The organism is Priestia sp. ST2, assembly GCF_055810735.1.
Map to the genome: position 1 here is coordinate 294,381 of NZ_JBVVNT010000005.1, position 22,625 is coordinate 317,005.

At 38.3% G+C, this 22,625-nt stretch carries 18 protein-coding genes; 7 read left to right on the forward strand and 11 right to left on the reverse strand.

The window, feature by feature from the left end; genetic code table 11:
• Genes AC0KUU_RS22920 through AC0KUU_RS22940 form a run of 5 tightly spaced genes read left to right on the forward strand, consistent with a single transcriptional unit; the run spans nt 1 to nt 5,314 of the window.
• Nucleotides 1-1,719, forward strand: a complete 1,719-nt coding sequence (locus AC0KUU_RS22920) for a DUF6020 family protein (protein ID WP_043977549.1) — start codon at nt 1-3, stop codon at nt 1,717-1,719.
• Entirely contained in the window at nt 1,719-2,054 is a 336-nt protein-coding gene (locus AC0KUU_RS22925) for an EamA family transporter (RefSeq protein ID WP_013059873.1), read from the forward strand. The genes AC0KUU_RS22920 and AC0KUU_RS22925 overlap by 1 nt, the downstream gene beginning before the upstream one ends.
• Nucleotides 2,047-2,379 carry an EamA family transporter gene (locus AC0KUU_RS22930; RefSeq protein ID WP_043977551.1) on the forward strand — a complete coding sequence of 111 codons (333 nt, stop codon included), beginning with the start codon at nt 2,047-2,049 and terminating at the stop codon, nt 2,377-2,379. The genes AC0KUU_RS22925 and AC0KUU_RS22930 overlap by 8 nt, the downstream gene beginning before the upstream one ends.
• Before the next feature lie 30 nt (nt 2,380-2,409).
• The gene (gene murJ / locus AC0KUU_RS22935; protein ID WP_050690824.1) at nt 2,410-3,912 is read left to right on the forward strand and encodes a murein biosynthesis integral membrane protein MurJ; all 1,503 of its coding nucleotides are present in this window, start codon (nt 2,410-2,412) and stop codon (nt 3,910-3,912) included.
• 25 nt (nt 3,913-3,937) lie between these two features.
• Complete coding sequence (locus tag AC0KUU_RS22940) at nt 3,938-5,314, forward strand: O-antigen ligase family protein (RefSeq protein WP_043977555.1); 1,377 nt, start codon at nt 3,938-3,940, stop codon at nt 5,312-5,314.
• Nucleotides 5,315-5,342: 28 nt separating this feature from the next.
• Here the strand turns inward: AC0KUU_RS22940 and AC0KUU_RS22945 are convergent, their stop codons facing one another.
• From AC0KUU_RS22945 to AC0KUU_RS22985, 9 genes are all read right to left on the reverse strand, one after another.
• Entirely contained in the window at nt 5,343-7,142 is a 1,800-nt protein-coding gene (locus AC0KUU_RS22945) for a cation:proton antiporter (RefSeq protein ID WP_043977557.1), read from the reverse strand.
• A 226-nt stretch (nt 7,143-7,368) separates the two neighbouring features.
• Complete coding sequence (gene cydC / locus AC0KUU_RS22950) at nt 7,369-9,114, reverse strand: thiol reductant ABC exporter subunit CydC (RefSeq protein ID WP_280560607.1); 1,746 nt, start codon at nt 9,112-9,114, stop codon at nt 7,369-7,371.
• Nucleotides 9,114-10,826 (reverse strand): thiol reductant ABC exporter subunit CydD, encoded by a 1,713-nt coding sequence (gene cydD / locus AC0KUU_RS22955; RefSeq protein WP_280560609.1) that lies wholly within the window; start codon nt 10,824-10,826, stop codon nt 9,114-9,116. The genes cydC and cydD overlap by 1 nt, the downstream gene beginning before the upstream one ends.
• A complete protein-coding gene (gene cydB / locus AC0KUU_RS22960; RefSeq protein ID WP_043977563.1) occupies nt 10,826-11,842 on the reverse strand; it encodes a cytochrome d ubiquinol oxidase subunit II in 1,017 nt (338 codons plus the stop codon). The genes cydD and cydB overlap by 1 nt, the downstream gene beginning before the upstream one ends.
• Complete coding sequence (locus tag AC0KUU_RS22965) at nt 11,829-13,235, reverse strand: cytochrome ubiquinol oxidase subunit I (RefSeq protein ID WP_025752440.1); 1,407 nt, start codon at nt 13,233-13,235, stop codon at nt 11,829-11,831. Before AC0KUU_RS22965 ends, cydB begins: the two co-directional genes overlap by 14 nt.
• A 300-nt stretch (nt 13,236-13,535) precedes the next feature.
• The gene (locus AC0KUU_RS22970) at nt 13,536-13,991 is read right to left on the reverse strand and encodes a threonine/serine exporter family protein (protein WP_013059882.1); all 456 of its coding nucleotides are present in this window, start codon (nt 13,989-13,991) and stop codon (nt 13,536-13,538) included.
• A 14-nt stretch (nt 13,992-14,005) separates the two neighbouring features.
• The gene (locus tag AC0KUU_RS22975; protein WP_013085528.1) at nt 14,006-14,767 is read right to left on the reverse strand and encodes a threonine/serine exporter family protein; all 762 of its coding nucleotides are present in this window, start codon (nt 14,765-14,767) and stop codon (nt 14,006-14,008) included.
• Between the two features lie 145 nt (nt 14,768-14,912).
• Nucleotides 14,913-15,923 carry a LacI family DNA-binding transcriptional regulator gene (locus AC0KUU_RS22980; RefSeq protein ID WP_043977567.1) on the reverse strand — a complete coding sequence of 337 codons (1,011 nt, stop codon included), beginning with the start codon at nt 15,921-15,923 and terminating at the stop codon, nt 14,913-14,915.
• Nucleotides 15,924-16,018: 95 nt separating this feature from the next.
• Complete coding sequence (locus AC0KUU_RS22985) at nt 16,019-16,795, reverse strand: alpha/beta hydrolase (protein WP_043977570.1); 777 nt, start codon at nt 16,793-16,795, stop codon at nt 16,019-16,021.
• 189 nt (nt 16,796-16,984) lie between these two features.
• Here AC0KUU_RS22985 and AC0KUU_RS22990 point away from each other — a divergent pair, with 189 nt between their 5' ends.
• Nucleotides 16,985-18,370, forward strand: coding sequence for a sugar porter family MFS transporter (locus tag AC0KUU_RS22990; protein ID WP_165575686.1), 1,386 nt, complete (start codon nt 16,985-16,987; stop codon nt 18,368-18,370).
• A 33-nt stretch (nt 18,371-18,403) separates the two neighbouring features.
• On the opposite strand, the gene AC0KUU_RS22995 is transcribed toward AC0KUU_RS22990, so the two are convergent.
• Nucleotides 18,404-19,648: a glutamate-5-semialdehyde dehydrogenase gene (locus AC0KUU_RS22995; protein ID WP_322552510.1), complete on the reverse strand. Its 1,245-nt coding sequence runs from the start codon at nt 19,646-19,648 to the stop codon at nt 18,404-18,406.
• Nucleotides 19,645-20,478 carry a glutamate 5-kinase gene (gene proB, locus AC0KUU_RS23000; RefSeq protein ID WP_043977576.1) on the reverse strand — a complete coding sequence of 278 codons (834 nt, stop codon included), beginning with the start codon at nt 20,476-20,478 and terminating at the stop codon, nt 19,645-19,647. Before proB ends, AC0KUU_RS22995 begins: the two co-directional genes overlap by 4 nt.
• 243 nt (nt 20,479-20,721) lie before the next feature.
• Between proB and cstA the strand changes: the two genes are divergently transcribed.
• Nucleotides 20,722-22,530 (forward strand): carbon starvation protein CstA, encoded by a 1,809-nt coding sequence (cstA, locus tag AC0KUU_RS23005; RefSeq protein ID WP_013085534.1) that lies wholly within the window; start codon nt 20,722-20,724, stop codon nt 22,528-22,530.
• The last annotated feature ends 95 nt before the right edge of the window (nt 22,531-22,625 follow it).

The window sequence follows — 22,625 nt, forward strand, 5'->3', positions numbered from 1 at the left end:
ATGATGAAGAATAAAAAAAGTATTTTGCTGCTTACAGTAACAGCTTTAATTATTCTTATCGGTTTAAGTATTGGTAATCCAGACGGTGTTCACTATCTTTCCCTTTTTGCTGCACTTGTATTTACCATCATAAGCTCTATTTTTATTTATAAAAATAGAGCTTATGCTTCATTTAAACCGCTAGAATGGCTATTGCTGATTGTTTTTTCGTTTATCGTACAGTTTTCTCTTTTAGATAACTTACATATGACGAGCTCAACTATTTTCTTACTCGTTTTGTATGCCGTCAGCCGTACTTTATTGGCAATGCTGCTAACGGCCGCTGTACTCAGCGCTATCAAACAGATAAACGATTTTCACTATACATTTGCACACCCAAAGCGTTACCTAGGAATTGTTACGATTCTTATTTTAGCTGTTAGTCTATATTACTGGTTCGCCTTTTTCCCAGCGGCCATGACTCCCGATTCATTAGCACAGTGGAGACAGGCACATAACGGAGAATTTAACGATTGGCACCCTATTATGATTACGTGGCTGATTATGCTGCTGACAAAAATATGGGATAACCCAGGAATTGTAGCATTCACGCAAATTGCTGTTGTAGTAAGCATATACGCCTATACGTTCGATTTTTTCATTAAACGCAAAGCACATCCTGTTATGATTGGACTTTTAACAGCTATTATTGTCATTATTCCAAGCTTTTTAATCTTTTCAATTATTATTTGGAAAGATATTTTATACAGTGCTTTTCTGCTGTTTTTTACGGTGAATATCGCAAAAATCTATTTGTCAAAAGGTGCTTGGATTAAAAGTAAAGCAGGCTTTTTCTTACTTTTACTTTCTGCATTTGGAGTAGCTTTCTTTAGACATAATGGTTTTCCTGTATTTGTTTTGACTTTCCTTTTAATGATCGTCTTATTCAGAAAAAATTGGAAACCTCTTGTCACGATTTTCTTAGTTGTCTTTATTTTACAAAAGATTGTTACAGGCCCTGTGTTCACGTGGCTTGATGTACAGCCTTCGGATCCAAATGAAGCTTTGTCTATCCCAACTCAACAAATTGCAAACATCATTTCAAATGATGGGGAGATGTCAAAAGAAGAGCGCGAATATTTTAATAAAGTGCTTCCTATTGAATTGTGGAAAGAAAAGTACAATCCATATAAAAGCGATCCTATTAAATTCACTTGGAAATACTACGACCGCGAGTTTATTTTTAATGATCTAGGTCTTTACTTTAAGAATTATGCTAGCATTGTCATCAAAAATCCTTATCTAGCAACGGAAGGGTTTCTCAAACAAACAGCTTTAGTATGGCAAATCAATCCTTTTAAAGATGGCTACACAGATACGTATGTAACCAACATTTATTACGGCAATGATTTAGGTCTTAAAAATAAAGTAATCGAGCCGTTTATTACGCATACTGCCAATGCTTACTTAGCTATTTTTAAGCACCCTGTTTTTACATTCTTATGGAAACCAGCTTTTTATCACTGTGTCATTTTATTATTTTCATTAATGCTAGTGATTCGAAGAGGAATTACGTCACTTATTATCGTCATTCCTTGGGCTCTTAACACGCTTTCTGTTCTTGCGGCATTGCCGGCTCAAGATTTTCGATATTTATTAGCAAGCGTATTTGTGTCTTTCTTCTTTATTGGTCTTCCTTTTATCCGATTTGATCAGAAAGAAAGGGATGTGACCTCCTGATGGAGAGCAATTACAACAAAAAGCTAGGAATCACACTCATTATTGTGGCTTCCCTGTTTACAGCTGTTGGACAACTTTTTTGGAAGTTGTCCGAAGCTTCATTTAACTTAAATTTAATTATTGGTTTTTTTCTTTATGGATTAGGAGCGGTTTTTATGATTGCCGCTTTTAAATTTGAAAGAGTTTCCTTGCTTCATCCATTTTTAAGCCTAGGATACGTAATCAGCATTGCTCTTGGTTTCTTTCTATTAAATGAAACCATTAGCCCTATGAAGCTGGTCGGTACTCTTATTATTATCGTAGGTGTAATTTTAGTAGGTGGCCAAGATGAATAGTATCCCTCTTTTACTTATTATGACTCTTTTAGGTTCAGTTGGAGCTGTCTTTTTCAAGTATATTTCTACGTATTTAAATAAAAAAAAGATAAAGCTAGCGCTTATTTGCTTTGTGGGTGGCGGCCTTTTTTACGGGGCGGCAGCTCTGCTTAATGTGTATGTTTTAACGCTGTTACCTTATTCTATTGTATTTCCGCTCACGTCTATTACGTATATTTGGACATTAACATTCGGTTACTTTTTAATTAAAGAAAAAGTTACAACAAAACAAGTTATCGGCTGTATTCTTCTAATTGTCGGATGCTTCTTTATTGCTAATAGTTGATGAGATAACTTGAAAAGGTAGGAGTTTCGCATGAAAAACTTAAAATTCGCGAGCATTTTACTGCTCATATCAACATTATTTTTGAAATTTTCTAGTATGATTCGTGATTTAGTTATTGCTAACTATTTCGGTACAAGTTATATTGTCGATTCATACAACGCAGCAATGATCATTCCAAACGCTTTTATTTTATTTATGCTAACGGGGATGAAGGATGCGTTTATTCCTAGTTATTTACGTTATGAAAAAGAAAATAAAGGAAAGGTTCATTTGACTAATATTGTTAAATCAACCTTTCTTATTTGTTTCATTATTTCGGTTCTCGGATCAATTGCTGCTTTCTTTTACTTTCCCGCTTCGTACTCTAATTTTTCCAAAGCAGCAATTGAACTAGGAATTTATACGGGCGTTATGTACTTTTTATCTCTTTCACTAGTTGGAGTGAATGCCGTATACGAAGGTGTATTTGATGCACGAAGTCAATATTCTTTCTCTGTGTTTTCTCAAACGGTTGTTGTACTATTTACGATTTTAAGTACAATCCTATTACATTCAATTATGGGCGGCTATGCAATTGCTCTTGGCTATTTTATAGGAACAATTGCTTCTTTCTTAATTAAAGTTGTCTATTTTAAACCGCAGCATCTGCTGTTATGGAAGCAAAAAATTGACCGTGATGAAGTGGTGGCTTTTTATAAAGTATTCATCCCTGTTGGTGTGACCATTATGGTCGGTCAAATTAATTTAACTGTAAACTTCTTCTTTGCTGGCTCCTTTGGTGAAGGTGTTATTTCATACTTAAATTACGCCTTCAGACTTGTAAGTATTCCCCAGGCAATATTCGGGGTTACGGTCGCAACCATTATTTATCCGCTGATTGCCAGAGCCATTTCTGAAAAAGATGAAGAACGCTTTAAATCTGGAATTGAAAAAGGGATTACGTTTATGCTGATGCTGCTGATTCCGACGATTGTTATTATGATCTTTTACATGAAAGACATTGTAATGATTGCTTATCAGCGCGGTGCATTTGACGCAAATTCAACGTTAAAAACAACCGATGTATCTTATTATTACCTAGGTTCGGTGTTTTTCTATTCGCTGCAAGCTGTTCTTGCAAAAGGATTTTATTCTCTTCAAAAAGGTTATCTTATTATGAGAGCAGGCTTATTATCCATTGTGTTAAACATCATCTTTAACATGATTTTCACTAAATTTATGGGATACCAAGGATTAGCACTTTCCATGTCAGTGGTTGCCTTTTTCTATACGGCCATCGTATTCGTTATGCTGGCAAAACAAATCAATCACTTCCATTACGGATATCTAGTGAAAGAAACAGGAAAAATTCTTTTAGCTTCTGTACCTGTTGCTATCCTCATGTTCTTCTTGAAGGACATCGCATTTTTGAATTCATTACATGTTATCTTACGATTTGGTATTGTCTGTCTTGCAGGTGGTTTAGTATACTTAATGTCGACGCTATTATGCAGAGTAGAAGGTGTTATGCTTTTAGTTAAAAGAAAACGTTAATTCACGTAAAACAGGAGAGTACTATATGAAGAACACATACTGGTTATTTTTTCTGTTCGTTGGTTTTATTTCAATTCAGCCAATTATTGATATGCTAACGACGTACATGGTTTTGAACATGGATAGTGGTCTCTCAATTGGGGTTGTTATTCGCTTTCTATATATGATTTTTGCAGGTGTCCTACTTTTAGTGTTTGCTAAACAATCAAAATGGGCTAGATATTCGATTATCTACCTTATTGTTTTTGCACTCTTTCTTGGACTCAATATCTACTTAAATCATCAATGGAAAGATCCTTATTATATTGGGCAAGAAATTAAATTTTTCAATAAGGTTGTTTATATGAACGTTACATTACTTGGAATGATTGTGATGTTTTCACATTATCGATCGTCTTTGGATGTAAAAAGAATATTGAGCAAAAACTTATTGACTGCTTCACTCATCATCAGTATTGTTTTTATCGGTACAATGCTAACAGGTACAGCACTAGAGAGTTATCAGTATAATAAAATCGGATTCAAAGGCTGGTTTTATGCAGCGAATGAGCTAGGGGCAACCATTGCTATTTTGCTTCCTCTCACACTGCTTTTAGCTTTAGATAAAGTACGTTCGTTTTCAAAAGCTTATTACTGGATTCCTTTTATATTGTTAGCTGTTTCGTCCATCATGCTTGGAACGAAAGTAGGCTTAGGTGCCGTTATTCTTTCTTTAGTTGTAGCAACAGTTGTCTTATTTGCAAAATTATTTACGAATAAACGCAGCTTAATTAAAGCCAACTTAGTAATCTCGATTCTGCTTTTAATTGTAACCGGAGCAACCACTCCGATTTCTCCAGCTTATAAAAACACATATACGCACATCGATATGTTAGAGGCTAAAAAAGAGAAAACAAAGCAAGAAAAGCCGGAAAAGAAAGAAAAAGAAAAGCCGGCTAAAAAGAAAAAGCAAAAGGAATCAAATTTAGATGACAAAGATATTCAAAATCTGATTCTAAGCAGCCGTGAGCAATTTTTAGCTCATCATAAGGAAGAGTATGCAAAAGCACCTATTGCAAGAAAAATGATAGGTATGGGCTTTTCTGGTGACTATACAAAACAGCTTCCGCCAAAGATGATTGAAATGGATTTTTATGATCTGTTTTTCTCTTTAGGTATCATCGGATTTTTACTATGGGTTCTTCCACTTCTAGTAGTTGGTTTAACCGTACTGGTTCGATTATTTAAAAACCCGTCACAGCTTCTTGATGAAAGCTTTATGATGTATAGTACAGCAATTGTATTAGCTCTTGGAATTGCTTTTGTAGCTGGGCATGTCTTCACCGCACCAGCCGTTACTATCTATTTTGCAGCAGCTGCTGCTTATCTGTTCGTCATTCATTTTAAACAAAGACAAGCATAAAAAAACAGGCCACTGAAGGCCTGTTTTTTTATCTTTTTAACGGCTGAAGGCTTAACACCGTATCACCCGCATTAACGTTTATTTCTTGATCATGAGCAAAAAAACTCAATGCCTTTCCTTGCTTGCTCACTGCTAGTAAAAGAGAATCATCGCTTTTCTCCTCAAGATATGTTTCATACGTATATTCATCCGTAATTTTTGTATTGTAAATCGTATGTCCATGCTCCATTTTATGATGTAGAAACTCCCACGTAATTCCTTTCTTAAAGAGCATGCGTCCTCTTACCGTGTGCATAATTTCATCGACATCTTCTCTTGAATCTTCTTGATCACGAATACTCAATTGAAAAACATTGTTCCGTCCCATATCTTGAAGAAAAGCAGTACAAACAAGTGCATTATATGCATCTAACTCAGTTGCAGCAATCACGTATTCATAAGGAGTTAAATCTAGATGATATTCCGTTTGCTCAGCTAGAACTTCTCCGTGATACACATCTACTTCCGCTCTGCGCGCAACTCTTAACCGCTCCCACGAAGAATCAGCAACTAACACTGGATAGCCCAGTTGCTTTAACTTGGAAGCAAAGGCAACCGTAAAATCATTGCTTCCTACAAGCAAAATACCAGGTTCTTCTCCAATTGATAAATCAAGCTTCTTAGCTAGCCAGGAAAGGGAAAAACCGTGTGCACAAACCGTAGCAAATACTAAAGCAAATGTCAGTGTTGTTAGGATGGAAGCATCTTTAAATCCTTCATCGATTAGTACTTTCGCAAAGTAACTTGAGACCGTTAACGCCACAATGCCGCGCGGGGCAATCCAGCCAATCAGTATTTTTTCTTTTATAGATAAATCTGTCCCTACCGTTGATAAAAAGATGGAGACAGGTCTGACAATAAACAGCATAAGTAAAACAAACAAAATAATATTCCAATGAAAAATTTCAGTAATGGTCTTCATCGTCAGTCCAGCCGTTAACATGATAAAAATAGTAGAAGTCAATAGAACCGAAATGTTCTCTTTAAAATGTCGCATATCACTAATAGATGAAATATGCATATTAGCAAGGGTAATCCCCATCGCTGTCACTGCTAGAAGACCTGTTTCATGCTTAATTTCATCAGCTATCGTAAAGCAGGCAATAACAACAATAAATACGACAGGAGATTTTAAATACTCTGGAATATGCCCCTTTTGAAACATCCATCCTATTCCGCGGCCAAGAAGCCATCCTATTAAAACAGCAATAATAGAGGCTGCAAAGAAAAAGAGAATTGTTTTTCCACTGACTTCTCTCAGCACTAAAAATTGAACAATTTCAAACGAAAAAACGGCCAGGAGTGCACCAAATGGATCAACAATAATACCTTCCCATTTTAAAATCGCTGCTGGTTTTGGTTTTAATTTAGCTTGTCGTAAAAGAGGTAAAATCACGGTTGGACCCGTCACAATAAAAAGCCCTCCGATAACAATTGCCACCGCCCATGATAAATCCGCTATATAATGAGCAGCTAAAGAGCCTAAAATCCAAGCTAGCATGGCTCCGAGCGTCACAATGCGAAACACGGGCTTTTCGATTCCCCTTACCTCTCTCATGTCTAAGTTCAAGCTGCCTTCAAATAAAATAACAGCTACAGCAATCGATACAAAAGGATCAAAAAGCTGAGCAAATTGTGCTTTAGGGTCAATTAAACCTAAAATAGGGCCTGTTAGCAGTCCGATAATTGACATCACGACAATTGCTGGTAACTTAAATCTCCAAGCCAGCCACTGAGATAGAACTCCTAGTCCCACTACGAGCGTGATATGTATAAGCATAGGTTCCATTGTATCTTCCTTCTCTCGTTCGCATAATGTGTATATATTTTCCCTAAAATAAACCGATGTTATACAGGAAGAAACAAACACTACCTTGTTTTACCACTTTTTCAAAAATGCTAAACGCATACTCTTTTCTTTGAATCCAAGCTGTTTTCTTTCATTCGACACATATTTTACTCGTGTTTGTCGAATTTCACTTTATGATCAAATAATAAAAAGCCTTTAGCTTCTGCTAAAGGCTTTTTGCCGGATGATCCAATTCATATAGCTTTTGATAGTGACTGTTCGTCGCAAGTAATTCATCATGTGTTCCTCGAATGGCTATCTTACCCTCTTGTAAAAATAAGATTTCATCCATTTTTTCCATCCCAACTAAATTGTGCGTAACCCAAATTAAGGTTTTATCTTGAAGAGTTTCAAAGATAGTGGATAATAGACGCTTTTCAGTCATAGCATCCAACCCTGCAGTTGGCTCATCTAGCATAACAATTGGCGTATGCTGAAGCAGAACGCGTGCTAACGCAATCCGCTGACGTTCTCCTCCCGAGAAGCGCTGACCTGTTTCGAGCATCGGCGTTTGATATCCTTGGTGCAAACCTTCCACAAGGGAGTGCATATTCACTTGCTTCATGACCTCAATTACTTCTTCTTTTGTAGCTTTTTCATTAGCTAGTAATAAATTGTTGGCTACGCTTGTATTAAATAAATAAGGATTTTGATTTAATACAGAGATGAGTTTTGGTACATCTTCACGAACTTCAGCAACAGACTGACCGTTTAGTTGAACTGTGCCTTCTGTAGGTACTAAGGAGCCTTGCAGCAACTTTAATAGAGTCGATTTTCCAGCTCCACTCTTGCCAAGAATCGCAATTTTTTCCCCTTGCTCGACTTGAAATGAAAGATCATGAATGACTGACTCCTCCTCATTACTATAGCGAAAGCTTACATGCTCAACTTTTAATCTAACCGAATTCCATGAACCTTCATAAGGTAGAGAAAGAGTATGTTTTTTCTTTTCGTTCACATCTTCCCAGTTCTTTTCCATTGCCTGTACTCTATTTAATGATTCTTCAAACTGAGGAATCTTTTCTATTGCATTGGATACTGGCAGCAGGGCTTCAGATAAAGGAAATACTACTAAAATAAAAGCAGCAATAAACACACCTGCAAGCTCTTTATCTGCAAAAAGAGAAGCTCCAAACCAAATCATTGTGACAATTAAACCTGCTACAATAAGTTGTCCAAACAATTCTCGGTAATACGTCCATAGTTTAAGCTTACGATCCATGCCGTCTAACTCATTTTCTGTTTTGTCATACGAATGAAAAAATGACTGCTGCTGACCGCTTAACACCCAATCAGCAACTCCTAAAAAGCCATCTGTGACCTTGGCATATAACTGTGCTTTGCTTGATTTATATCGCTGATTGGCTGCCTTCATATGCCAAAGGGAAAAAAGCGGCATTACTACTACTAATAAAAATAAATAGATGGCAATCAAACATGCAAACTTTAGGCTAAAGAATCCTAAAGCTACAATCGAAATAACGTATAAAATAACAGCTGAAATTGTTGGAAGAATGGTACGCAAGAACAAGTCTTGTAAACTTTCAATATCTTCCGCGAGAACTCCTAAAACATCTCCTGTTTGATAGCGAGATGTAGCAATTAACGGTTCAATCAAATGATAAAGACGCGTACGCATTTTAGCTAAAATGCGAAGAATAAAATCGTGACTGACAAGACGCTCCGCATAACGGAAAGCGGCTCGGCTTAAACCAAATGTACGCACAAGTACAATTGGAACATACACCAATAAAATCGTTTCTGGCCGTAAGGAAGAAGCTGAAATCAAATAACCTGACGTGAACATTAGCGCGCAAGCAGAACCAATCGTTAACAAGCTTAGTAATAAGATAGAAAAGATACGATATTTATATGTTTTAAAGTAGGGCCATATCCAACTTTTATATTTCATCATATCTCCTCCTCTTCATGTAAAAATTGATAGTAAGCTCCTTTTTTTTGAATCAGTTCTTGATGATTACCGATTTCTGCAACCTTTCCGTCCTCTATTACAACAATGAGATCCATGTCTTTCATCCAATGCAGACGGTGCGTAGCTAAAATAAATAACTTGTCTTGGAACATCGTTAAAATATCTTGCTTTATTTCATATTCCGTTTCAATATCGACTTGTGCCGTTGGTTCATCAAGCATAATAATAGGACGGTCGCTTAGAAACGCCCTTGCTAGAGCAATCCTTTGAGCTTGGCCGCCGCTAAGCTGTCGCCCCCCATCCCCTATCATTTCATTTTCCTTCTTAGGCATCTGTTGAACCGTTGATAAAAGTCCTGCTTTCGTTAAAGCATCTTCATAATCATATGAGCCGCCTCTGTCTTGATAAAATTCAATATTTTCTTTTACTGTTCCATTAAAAATAAATGGGTGCTGAGGGATATACGTAATCTGCTTTTGCCAAGCATCTGAGCGTAAATCAATTGGCACGCCGTTTACTTCAGCAGAGCCTTCTGTAGATTGTACAAAGCCGCTTAGTATATCAATAAGCGTCGATTTTCCAGCTCCGCTTTTTCCGATGATTCCAATTTTCTGCATTCCTTTAACATGCAGTGACACATCTTCAAGAGAAGGTGGATGCTCTTCGTCATATTTTACAGTGATATGCCTTAATTGAAGTTTACTATTTTCAGTCCAACTAGGAACATCTTCTTTTTTAGCCGGCGATTTTTCAGCCTGCTTCACAATCTTAAGTAATGCATCTCCGGATTCTTTTCCGTCTAATGTTGCATGGTAATCATTTCCGACTTCTCGTATCGGCAGGAAATATTCAGGCGCCAGCAATAAAATCATAAGTGCAGGCTCTAATGTCATAGACCCGTTTACGAGCCGCAAACCAAGCATAACAGCCACGATGGCTACAGATAACATCGTAAAGAAATCTAAAGCAAACGTAGATAAAAAAGCAATCCGGAGCGTTCCCATTGTCGCTTTTCGATAACGGTCACTGACTCTTTCAATCGTTTCAGCATGCTCCTTACTTTTCCCGAGAAATGTTAAAGTTTCTAACCCTCGAAGCGAATCTACAAAGTGGTTGGACAACACGTGATATGTCTCCCATTGGCTGTCTATTTTTTTTTGTGCAGCCAATCCAAGCAAAATCATAAATAAAATTAAAATTGGCATGGTCACAAGTAAAATAATGCCTGAAAGCCGATCATGGTACCAAACGAAAGCAAGCACCAGCCAAGGTGTTACGCTAATGGCAGCCAGTTTAGGCAAAAACAGCTCGAGATAAGCACGAAGCTTCTGTAGGCCTGTGGTGATGAGCGTCACCAAGTTTCCTGTTCCTTCATCTTTGGTAAAACGCGGTCCTAATGAAAAAATGCTTTGCATGACTATCAAACGAAGTTCCTGAGTCGTTTTGACTCCAAATTGATATGCTGTTTTTTTTACTATAAAACCTACGATTTGACGAATCATAAAGGCAGACAAAAACAATCCGATTGCTTTTGTCTGCGAGGTTAAACTTTCACCATGAAAAAGAGCGGTAATTACTTCAGCGAGCCACTTAGCTTGAAAAATAATGGCTACACTTTGAATAGTAATAAGCCCTATTAACATGGCAAGAACCATTTTTATTCCGTTGTAAACCATTAAATTTCTACCCATTAATACTCCATATGCTCCTTATGATCTACACGTTTTCTGAAAACGTAGTAGCTCCAAATTTGATAACCTAACACAAAAGGCAGTAATGCAATAGCAGCGTAAGACATAATTTTTAAGGAATAATTCCCTGATGCTGCATTATGAATCGTTAAACTATAGCTTTCATTGATTGAACTAACCAAAACGGTTGGAAACAATCCTGCAAATATAGAGGAAATTGATAAAATTAAAATTAAGCCAGACATAGCAAATGCCCATCCGTCTTTTTTACGTGTAAGGAAAAATCCTGCTAGTAAATACACGAAAATACCGATGAAAAATGTATATAGCATCAAGCGGCTATGATTACTGAATAAATCTGTTTCAAAAAACGTCATGCCTGAAAAGATAAGAAGTAATAAAGCATTTATAGGCAAAAGCTTCATAGCGACCTTCCGTGAACGATCTCTAATATCGTCCATCGTACGGATCGTGGCAAAAATAAGTCCGTGCCATAAGCAAAGCATTGTTAACGTAACGCCGCCTGTGATGGTATATAGATTAACAATATCCGAAAAGCCGGCATTCATTTGCATATTGCGCTCAACAGGCAGTCCTTTCATTAGCGCTGAAAATAAGATACCAAAAATGAGAGGTGGAAAAAGACTTCCAAAGAAGATAACCCAATCCCATGCATTTTTCCACGCTTGTTTTTCAACTTTCCCTCGAAATTCAAATGCTACACCGCGGCCAATAAGCGAAAGCAAAAGAAGAACAAAAAGAACATATGACCCGCTTAATAGCGTTGCATACCAGTTTGGAAAAGCGGCAAACATAGCACCGATTGCTGAAATTAGCCAAACTTCATTTGCATCCCAAAAAGGACCGATTGTATTAATAAAAGCTCGTCGCTCTAAGTCGTTTCTTCCTAAAAAACGAGACACCATTCCAATCCCAAAATCAAAGCCTTCTAAAAAGATAAAACCAACAAACAGAATGGATACTAGTAAATACCAGAATTCATTAAGAGAAAACATTGTATCCCTCCTTGGTAAACGGATCAGTTGATACTACTTTTGTATGTGCTTCGTGATCGTGATCTGGACCTTTTTTAATTTCTTTAACGAACAAGAACACCATAATCACAGCTAAAATTAAATAAAAGAATGAAAACGAGATAATAGAAAACAGCAATTCACCTGCTGTTACACCAGGAGACACGGCATCTTCCGTTTTCATATAGCCAAATACAACCCAAGGCTGACGGCCAATCTCTGTCATAATCCAACCTGCTGAGCTTCCAAGGAACGGAAAGGCAATGGCAATCGTCATAATACGCAAAAATAGTTTGCTTTCTTGAAGTTTTTTACGAGAAAGCAAGTACGTGCCCCAAATGCCTAATGCACATAATACGCCACCTAGACCAGCCATAATGCGGAAACTCCAAAATGTTGTCCGAACGGGTGGAATATAATTTCCTGCTCCATATTTCGCCGTATACTGCTCCTGTAGCTCGTTCATCCCAGGAACGGAACCTGAAAATTTCCCGTATGATAAGAAACTTAATAAATAAGGTATTTTGATTTCCCCCGTATTTTTCTTTTCATCTGGGTGAATATTTGCTGTCACCGTCCAAGCGCCTGGACTTCCGCTGTTTTCCCATAATCCTTCACTTGCGGCCATTTTCATCGGCTGTGTCTTAACTAAGTATCCAGCCTGTTCATGACCAGATAACGCAATTCCCACACCTGAAACTAACCCTACAATAATGGCAACTTGAAATGATTTTTTGGCAAAAGCCAAATGTTTTTTCTTCAAGAGCATAATGGCACTGACACCCGTGATAAAAAAGGCGCCTGTTGCAAACGAACCTAAAATGGTATGAGGGAATTCAACCCACAGCTGACCGTTTGTTAACAATTTAAAGAAGTCATTCATTTCTAAACGGCCATTATTCAGCTCCATTCCAACCGGATGCTGCATAAAAGAATTAGCCGTTAAAATGAAGAACGCCGAAAAAATAGTACCTAGACTAACAAGCCAAATACATAGACAGTGCAGCCATTTAGGCAAACGATCCCACCCAAAAATCCACAGTCCAAGGAAAGTGGACTCCATAAAAAACGCGAGCAGTGCTTCAATAGCAAGCGGCGCACCGAATACATCTCCTACAAACCTTGAGTACTCTGACCAGTTCATGCCAAACTGAAATTCTTGTAAAATACCTGTTACGACTCCGACAGCAAAGTTAATCAGGAATAAGTGCCCCCAAAACTTTGCCATCTTTTTATACTGTTCATCTTTTTTTACTACGTACATCGTTTCCATGATCGCTACTAAAAAGACAAGACCGATAGATAGCGGTACAAAGATAAAATGAAACAGCGTCGTTGATGCAAATTGAATACGTGATAGTATAACTGTATCCATCTTCTTTCTCCTTTCATATATAAGAACATTCATCATTTCCATAGATACTTTGCTCATTTCTGAGCATCTTTTACTTATATTGTGAAACATTGAGCATAATAATTCGATAGATATGCTCAATGTTTCACATACATATGTAATATCTCTCTTTCTATTTACATAGTATAGTCTATTTTTTTAGCTGTGCACGGACATTTTTTGAACGTTTTTAGACTAAAGCGTGACTTTCTTGTGACAAAAAAGTGAAGGATCTCTTTATTTTTTCATAAAAAAAGCACGCTCTGATTTGAGCTTGCTTCTCTATGGTCGATATTTTGCTTTGGCATTTAATTTAGACTGACGAATGATTTGGTTGATGACTTCAGAAAACACAATACCAATGGCAATTGAACCTGAAATCATAAAGGCTTTTGCTGCAAGACTAATCGCTTCATTATAGTTATTTTCTACAAAGTTACGCATGGCATCGTATGCTGTTCCTCCCGGAACCAGCGGAATAATACCTGCTACGGTGAAAATAATGATCGGCGTTCGATAAATTTTTGCGTAAATTTGACTAATAATAGCAATAAAGAAGGCCGATGCAACTGTGCTTGGAATTTCATCTACGCCATAGAACGTTAGCAAATAGTAAATGAGCCAGCCAATCATTCCGACAAAGCCACTTTTTAATAATGATTCACGTGGAACATTAAAAATGATCCCAAATGCTGCTGAAGCAATAAAACTTGTAATTATCTGCTCTACGATATGCATATGATGCCTCCCTTCTATAGAAGTGTAAATACAATGGCAATACCTGCACCGATAGCGAATGCCGTCAGAAACGCTTCTGCTCCTTTTGATAATCCAGACAGTAAATGTCCCGCCATTAAATCTCGCACTGCATTGGTAATGGATAAGCCAGGAACGAGTGGCATAACGGATCCAATAATAATTTTATCGATTTGCGTGCCTAGTCCTGAAGCGACTAAAAGAGCTGATAAAAGTCCAATAACTAACGAAGCGGTAAACTCAGCAAAAAAGCGAATCGGAATAAGACGGTGGAAATACACCACGGTTAAAAATCCGAGACCTCCTGAAAACATAGCTGGAATAAAGTCCGTCCATAAACCTTGAAACATGATTAAAAAGCATCCGCTAGAAATGGATGCAGCTGCAAGTTGAACCCATAGTGGAAAAGCTACGTTTGTTGCTTCAATTTCTTGTAGCATTTCATACGCTTCCTCCAAGGAGATGTTTCCTTGACTGATTGTTCTTGAGACGCTATTTACCATGGTTACTTTTTTTAAATCTGTCGTTCGTTCGGAAATACGAATTAACTTCGTTTTCGTCGGTTCTTTCGTTTCAAGTGAAAACATAATCCCTGTTGGCGTCACATAGCTGTGGGATTTTTTTATACCGTAAGACGCTGCAATCCGCATCATTGTGTCTTCTACTCGATACGTTTCTGCTCCGCTTTCTAACATAATTTTACCTGCTAGTAAGCTAACGTCCATAATTTCATATTTATCTAATTTTTGTTGTGTCATCAAATCGCTCCAAACATATTAAAGCTTGGTTTTTTTCCCCTACAGCATACAGTGTATAAGAAAGAGGGAAGTGGACGCAATGGTTAATGCAAAAAAGTGTGGACTTTTTGTCTCACACTTTCAGGAATAGTATATACATTCCTTATCAATTCATACGTTTTGTGGTCTCGCGCTCTACTAATAAAGGTGCCATTTTATACTGTATCTGATCTATTTCTTGCTGATCCTGAATTTGTTGAAGTAAGAGGTTTACTGCTTTTTCAGCCATTTTTTCCATCGGTTGACGGATAGTTGTTAGTGGAGGATGCGCTTCACTAGCTTCTGTAATATCATCAAACCCTATAACAGATAAATCTGCTGGAACGTGAAGCCCGTTTTGCCACGCACAGTGTATCACTTTCAGAGCAATGTAATCCGTAGCACAAATAAGCGCAGTTGGAGGCTCTGGATGATGAGCTAGCTCATTTATAAACTGATATAGTTCATCTGAGTTATTCATATCTTCTTTCACAAACTTTGCGTTTGCTGACGGTACATACTGATAAAAAAGGGACAGACGGTGCTCGACTCCGCTTACAGCTTTTCCAACGAACCCTATATTCTTATGACCAAGGCCCGTTAAGTGAGCAACAGCTAATTGCATTCCCACCGCATCATCTACATGTACAATCGGCCAAAGTGCAGAAGAGGCGTCTCCTGTAAGAGAAACGTAAGGCGTTTGATATTGTTTTAATACATCTACAAACGGATGCTGAGCAGCTACATAGTCTAATAAAATGACCCCATCAAACCAATGGTTCATCATAGCATTTAATTGACGCTCAGCCGTTGTTTCTTCGTAATCCGTGTGTCCAATAAGAACGTCCATCCCTCGACTTTGGACTTGTTGCTGTACCTTTTTTAATAGTTCAATTAGAAACGGATCTTTTAAATCTCTAATTAATATCCCGATAATCCCTGTTTTTTGGGCCCGAAGAGCTGCCGCAAATGGATTCGTCTGATACCCCAAATGAGCTGCTGCTTTTAGCACTTTTTGTTTAGTTGTTTCACTAATTTTAATTTTACCTTCTTTATTATTGAAGATTCTTGATACCGTAGCTAATGAAACACCCGCTTCTTTTGCTACTTCTGTAATCGTGACTTTTTTTCTCCCCATTCGTACCGACTCCCATTTTCTTTTAGTCTATCGACCAAGTAAACATTTTTCTTTATTATACTACTAGAAGCCGGCACCACTGAAAACTACCTTCCCTACTTTTCACTAAACAGCCACTTTAACACATCTTGAATTTTTTGATCCCAATATGCCCAGTCGTGACTTCCTTTTCCTTCTTCATATGTAAAACAAATAGGCTCTTGCTTACAACGCTCGGAAAAACGTTTATTTTCCTGATATAAAAAATCTTCCGTTCCACAGCATTGATAAATACGCGGAGTCACTTCTCCATAGCGCCGGCGATTTTCAAGCAGCCAGAAAAGATCATCCTCAGGTCTAATAACAGGGGGCATGCCAAAAATCAAAGGATAATCTAAGAACTGAACTTCTCCTCGCCCTCCAAGCCCTTCAACGTCCATCACTCCTGATAAACTGGCAGCTGCAGAAAATTGATGTGGTTTGCGAAACGCCCATTTTAAAGCGCCATACCCTCCCATAGAAAGGCCAGCTACAAAATTATCTTCTCTTTTTTCCGATAACGGAAAGAATGATCTAGCCAAGTGAGGAAGTTCTTCTGTTACAAACGTCCAATACTTCTTTCCATAAGCCATATCTCTATAAAAGCTGCGATCTACATTTGGCATTACAACTGCAAGTCCTAATTCTGATGCATAGCGTTCAATCGAAGTTCTTCTCATCCATATCGTATGATCATCAGAAAGACCGTGTAATAAATAGAGCGTAGGGTGTTTCTCACTTCTTGTATTGGTTTGTAAACCAATTTGAGATTTTGTGTGCTGCGGTATCAAAACGTTCATTGAAGTACTTATTTGCAATACTTCTGAAAAAAAATCACATTGCATAAACGCCATATTTCTCTTCCCCCTATTTTTTCTTCCCTATTGGTTGATAACAAAACGTACATAATTCATATAAAAGGTGAAAAATAGTTTGATTATTTACAATTTTTAGTTTAACATAAAAACATCTTTTATGAAAACGTTTTACGTATAACGTTTTTTTAATTGAAATAGTGACGGTGATTCAAAGGAGGAATTTATATGGGGATAGTAAAAGTAACTTCTGACGAGTATAAGGAGCAAAAAAGAAATCTATTTTTCGTGATTTTCATTTCATGTGCAGCTGCTTTTGGAGGGTTGCTTTACGGCTATGACACAGCCGTCATTTCAGGAGCTATTGGGTTGATGAAAGTACATTTTAATCTTGGTCCAACGATGGTAGGTTTTGTTGTATCTAGTCTGCTGCTCGGTGGTGCCATTGGGGTACTTGCTTCAGGAAAACTGAGTGATCGATTCGGTAGAAAAAGCATCTTACTTTTAGCAGCTTCTTTATTTGTCGTATCCGCAATTATGCAAGCGCTATCTTCATCCATCTCTTTTGTGATTATTTCTCGAATTATTGGAGGACTAGGCATTGGTATGGCTTCTGTTCTTTCTATTACCTATATTTCTGAAATAGCCCCTCCGCACATGCGTGGCCGCTTAGGCTCTCTATACCAATTTGCTGTTGCCGTTGGGATTGTTTCTGTCTATTTTGTAAATGACTACATTTTATCTATTGGGGAAGACGCTTGGCAGAATTCCACAGGATGGCGCTACATTATCGGTGCTTCTGGTATTCCAGCTCTTTTATTTCTTCTTATTCTTTCTCCTGTTCCTGAAAGTCCGAGGTGGCTGGTAAAAGCAAACCGCACTTTAGAAGCTATGGACATTTTAATTAAAATCAATGGTACACACATTGCACGCCAAGAGCTGTATCATATTGAGCAATCGTTAAAAGAAAATCAACCAGCTTCTCTTTCGCTTTTTAAAGAGGCCTGTCTTCGAAAAGCGCTGCTTATTGGTATTCTACTTGCAGCCTTTCAACAGCTTGTCGGAATTAATGCCATTATTTATTACGCCCCGCAAGTTTTTAAAGCAGCTGGAGCTAGAGGAGATTTATCGCTCCTTGTTACGTCTATGATTGGTGTGGCTGCCTTTTTAGGCGTTCTTTGTTCCATGTGGCTTATCGACCGGATTGGCCGCAAAGCTTTATTGCTTATTGGCACAGCTGGTATGGCCGTTACGCAGCTTCTCGTTTCCTTTGGGTTTCATTCTCAAGGTACTGAAGGGTTGACTACTAGTTTACTTATTGTTTTTTATTTATTTCTTTTTAATATTTCTATGGGACCGGTTGTATGGGTTGTGATTTCTGAAATTTTTCCTAATCACGCGAGAGGCTATGCAATGTCTATTTCTACGTTTTTCTTGTGGATAGCTAATTGGTTTGTATCTCAGTTTTTCCCTATCCTTTGGAACAAAGCTGGAGGATCTTTTACATTTTTATTCTTTATGTTTATGTGTCTCGCTTCATTTTTGTTTATATGGAAGTGGGTTCCGGAGACAAAAGGAAAGTCACTTGAAGAAATTGAACGTATATGGAAATAAGAGAAGCCTGGGCATATGCCTCAGGCTTCTTTTTTATCGAATTTGTCCATCTCCGTAAATAATATATTTTAGCGTTGTTAATTCCTTTAATCCCATTGGTCCACGCGCATGAAGCTTTTGTGTACTAATTCCGATTTCTGCCCCGAAACCAAACTCTTCTCCGTCCGTGAACCTCGTTGAAGCATTCACATAAACAGCGGCTGAATTAACGCGCTGTAAAAAACGCTGAGCATGAGCATAATTTGTTGTTACAATCGCTTCAGAGTGATGTGAACTATGAACATTAATATGAGAAATCGCTTCATCGATATCATCTACGATTTTAACCGCCATGATGAAATCCAAGTATTCTTTTTTCCAATCCTCATCCCCTGCGGGAACAAGATCTGGAACGATTGTTACCGCACGTTCATCACCGCGTACTTCTACATCTTTCTCTCGTAGCGCTTGAACAATAATCGGCAAAAATTCATGAGCCGCTCGTTTATGGATAATCAGCTTTTCGGCTGAGTTACACACCGCTGGACGAGATGTTTTTGCATTAATGACAATATTGGCCGCCATGTCACCGTCATATTCTCCATCGACATAAATGTGGCAGTTCCCAGTTCCTGTCTCAATAACGGGAACCGTTGCATTTTTTACCACTGCTTCAATTAAACCAGCACCGCCTCGAGGAATTAATACATCGATATATTCATTTAATTTCATTAACTCCAGTGCTGTTTCTCTCGACGTATCTTCAATAAGCTGTACGCTATGCTCAGGCAACCCTGCACTTGCCGCAGCTTGAGATAATACAGAAACAATCGCTTGATTCGAATAAAACGCCTCGCTGCCTCCGCGCAAGATAACTGCATTTCCTGCTTTTAAGCATAAGCCTGCTGCATCACACGTAACGTTTGGACGCGCTTCATAAATAATTCCTATGACACCAATAGGTACACGCTGCTGCCCAATTTGTAAGCCATTTGGTCGCTTCGCCATAGACAGCACTTCTCCTACTGGATCCGCAAGCGCAGCTACTTGGCGCAGGCCGTCTGCCATTCCGTGAATCCGCTCTTTATTTAAAGATAGGCGATCCAACATCGCTTTTGATGTGCCTTTTTGAACGGCTTTTTCTATGTCTAATTCATTGGCTTTTAAAATCGCTTCTTGCTGATTCAATAAAGCAGCCGCCATTTTATAAAGTGCCTGCTGTTTTTGTTCGCTCGTTACATTTCCTAAGAAATAAGAGGCATCTTTTGCCTGCTTTCCTTTAAGCTGCAATTCACTCATTTCATTACTCCTTCAGCTTGTTTTAAGAATAACGTTCCAATTTCTTGGCCTTCAATAATATCTCGTAAAATATTTGGCTCTTTACCATTTGCTAAGATTAAGCTTACGCCTGCACTTGTAGCTGTTTTAGCAGCGGTAAGCTTTGTGACCATTCCGCCTGTTCCAACGTCAGTTCCACTATCTCCAGCAAAATTTTCAAGTTCCGGTGTAATGCCATCTATTACTTTCATTAACTTAGAGTTAGGGTTTTTTGTGGGGTCTGAATCAAAGAAACCGTCAATGTCAGATAAAATAACGAGTAAGTCTGCGTGAATCAAAACTGAAACAATGGCAGATAAATTATCGTTATCGCCGAAGCGCACGATGTTTTCAATTTCATCGATTGCAACCGTATCGTTTTCATTCACAATAGGAATTACTTTGTCTTCAATTAATTTTTCAAACGTATTCACAACGTTATTGCGCACATGTTCATCTTCGATTACATCCTTCGTTAACAGTACTTGACCAACGATGTGGCTGTACTCACCAAAGAATTTACTATAGATATGCATAAGCTCACATTGCCCGACAGAGGCCGCTGCTTGTTTTTCTCGAATAGAAGTTGGCTTTTCCTTTAACTTTAGTTTTTTTACTCCCACTTGAACGGCACCTGATGTAACAAGCACAACTTCTTTTCCTGCATTCATTAAATCGGATAAAACACGCGCTAGTTTTTCAATGCGTGCTAAGTTAATATCTCCATTATCATAGGTCAACGTAGATGTCCCTACTTTGACTACGATACGCTTGCTATTTTGTAACTCTTGACGATGGTTCACTCTTTTCATCTCCCTAACTAAAACACCTAAATGCGTACTAATTTTTTTAAAAATTATAGCAGAGATTATGCGAAAAGTCTTATAGTTTTTCAAAGGGAATTTGAACTTTCTAATTTTTTAAATAATTAAGGGAAAAACTGGTGATAAAAGCGCTTTCTTCTTTTATAATGAAAGTTGTAAGGGGAACACACAATTACATAACGTTGTGTAGTAGTACAAACATCAGACAACTAAGGGATAGGGGGATTTGTAATGAATGCGGTTACGATTGTTATTGGATCTATCTGTATTTTAATGATTGCGTATCGGCTATACGGAACATTCATGGCTGTTAAGGTCTTGAAACTAAACGATTCGCAAAAAACGCCAGCACATGAACTTGAAGATGGGAAAGATTATGTGCCAACCAACCGATGGGTAACATTTGGTCATCACTTTGCAGCTATTGCAGCTGCTGGTCCGCTTGTTGGACCTATTTTAGCAGCTCAGTTTGGCTATTTGCCCGGACTGCTCTGGCTTTTAATAGGAGCTGTAATCGGAGGAGCCGTTCACGATGCGGTTGTGTTATTTGCATCTATGCGCCAAAAAGGCCAGTCGCTTTCCGAAGTGGCTAAAAAAGAGCTAGGACCTGTCGCTGGTTTTTGTACAGGTTTAGCTATGCTTTTTATCATTACCATCACAATGGCCGGTTTATCTATGGTCGTGCTACACGCACTTGAGAAAAACCCTTGGGGTACATTCGCTGTTGGAATTACGATTCCGATCGCAATGGGGGTAGGTATTTACCACAAAAAAACCGGTAATTTAAAAGCGGCTTCTACCGTCGGCTTCATTTTAATTTTAATCGCCGTATTTAGCGGTCCTTATATTCAAGGAACAGCTTTAGGAGATTTTTTAACGCTAGATATTAAAACACTTTCAATTATTCTTCCCGTTTATGCATTTTTCGCAGCGGCCTTGCCCGTTTGGCTGCTTTTAGCACCTCGAGATTATTTAAGCAGCTTTATGAAAATTGGTGTCTTTATCGCGCTGATTGTAGGCGTGTTTTTCGTAAATCCAGCAATTCCATTTCCTGCAGTTACTGAATTTATTCACGGAGGCGGCCCTATTCTAGCAGGACCCGTGTGGCCGTTCATTTCCATTACGATCGCCTGCGGTGCTATTTCCGGCTTCCATGCATTTGTTGGTTCAGGGACAACCCCTAAGATGCTCGACCGTTGGAGTGACATTAAAGTTGTAGGCTTCGGGGCGATGTTAGTCGAATGCTTGGTAGGAATTATGGCATTAATTGCCGCAACAGCTTTACATCCTGGAGACTATTTTGCAATCAACTCTACACCTGAAGTGTTCAAAACGCTCGGCATGAACGTGACAGCTCTTCCTCAGCTTAGCCAAGAGATTGGTCTAAACTTAGAAGGCCGTACAGGCGGCGCTGTTACACTGGCTGTAGGAATGACATATATCTTCACAGAAATTCCTTGGTTCAGCCACCTGTCTTCTTACTTTTTCCAATTCGTCATTATGTTTGAAGCAGTGTTTATTTTAACTGCTATCGACGCGGGTACACGCGTTTCTCGCTATTTAATTCAAGACTTTTTCGGTGAATTTTATAAGCCATTGAAGCGAGTAGACTGGCTTCCCGGTTCCATTTTTGCAAGCGCCCTAGCCTGTTTTATGTGGGGGTACTTATTGTTCTCAGGAGATATTGGCTCAGTTTGGGCGCTGTTCGGCGTATCCAATCAGTTAATGGCCTCTATTGGTTTAATTATTGGAGCAACCGTTATTCTTAGAATTGCAGATAAACGCTCCTATATGCTTACTTGCCTTATTCCACTAGCCTACCTTTACGTAACGGTTAACTACGCAGGTTATTGGATGGTTAAGAATGTCTATTTAAATGAAGCTGCGGCAGGTTACAGCATATTAAATGCGACTCTTTCAATCATCATGCTTATACTCGGTCTCATTATTATGATTGCTGCGATTCAAAAATGGACGCAGCTTTGGCGCACGCCTCAGGCTGAACTGGCAGCAAAAGCAAACTTATCACAAAATATATAAAACGAACACGCTTGCTTATATAAGCAAGCGTGTTTTTGATATGGTAATAGCCGGTCAAAATAATTGCACACCAGGCATTTTTATTATTAAACTAA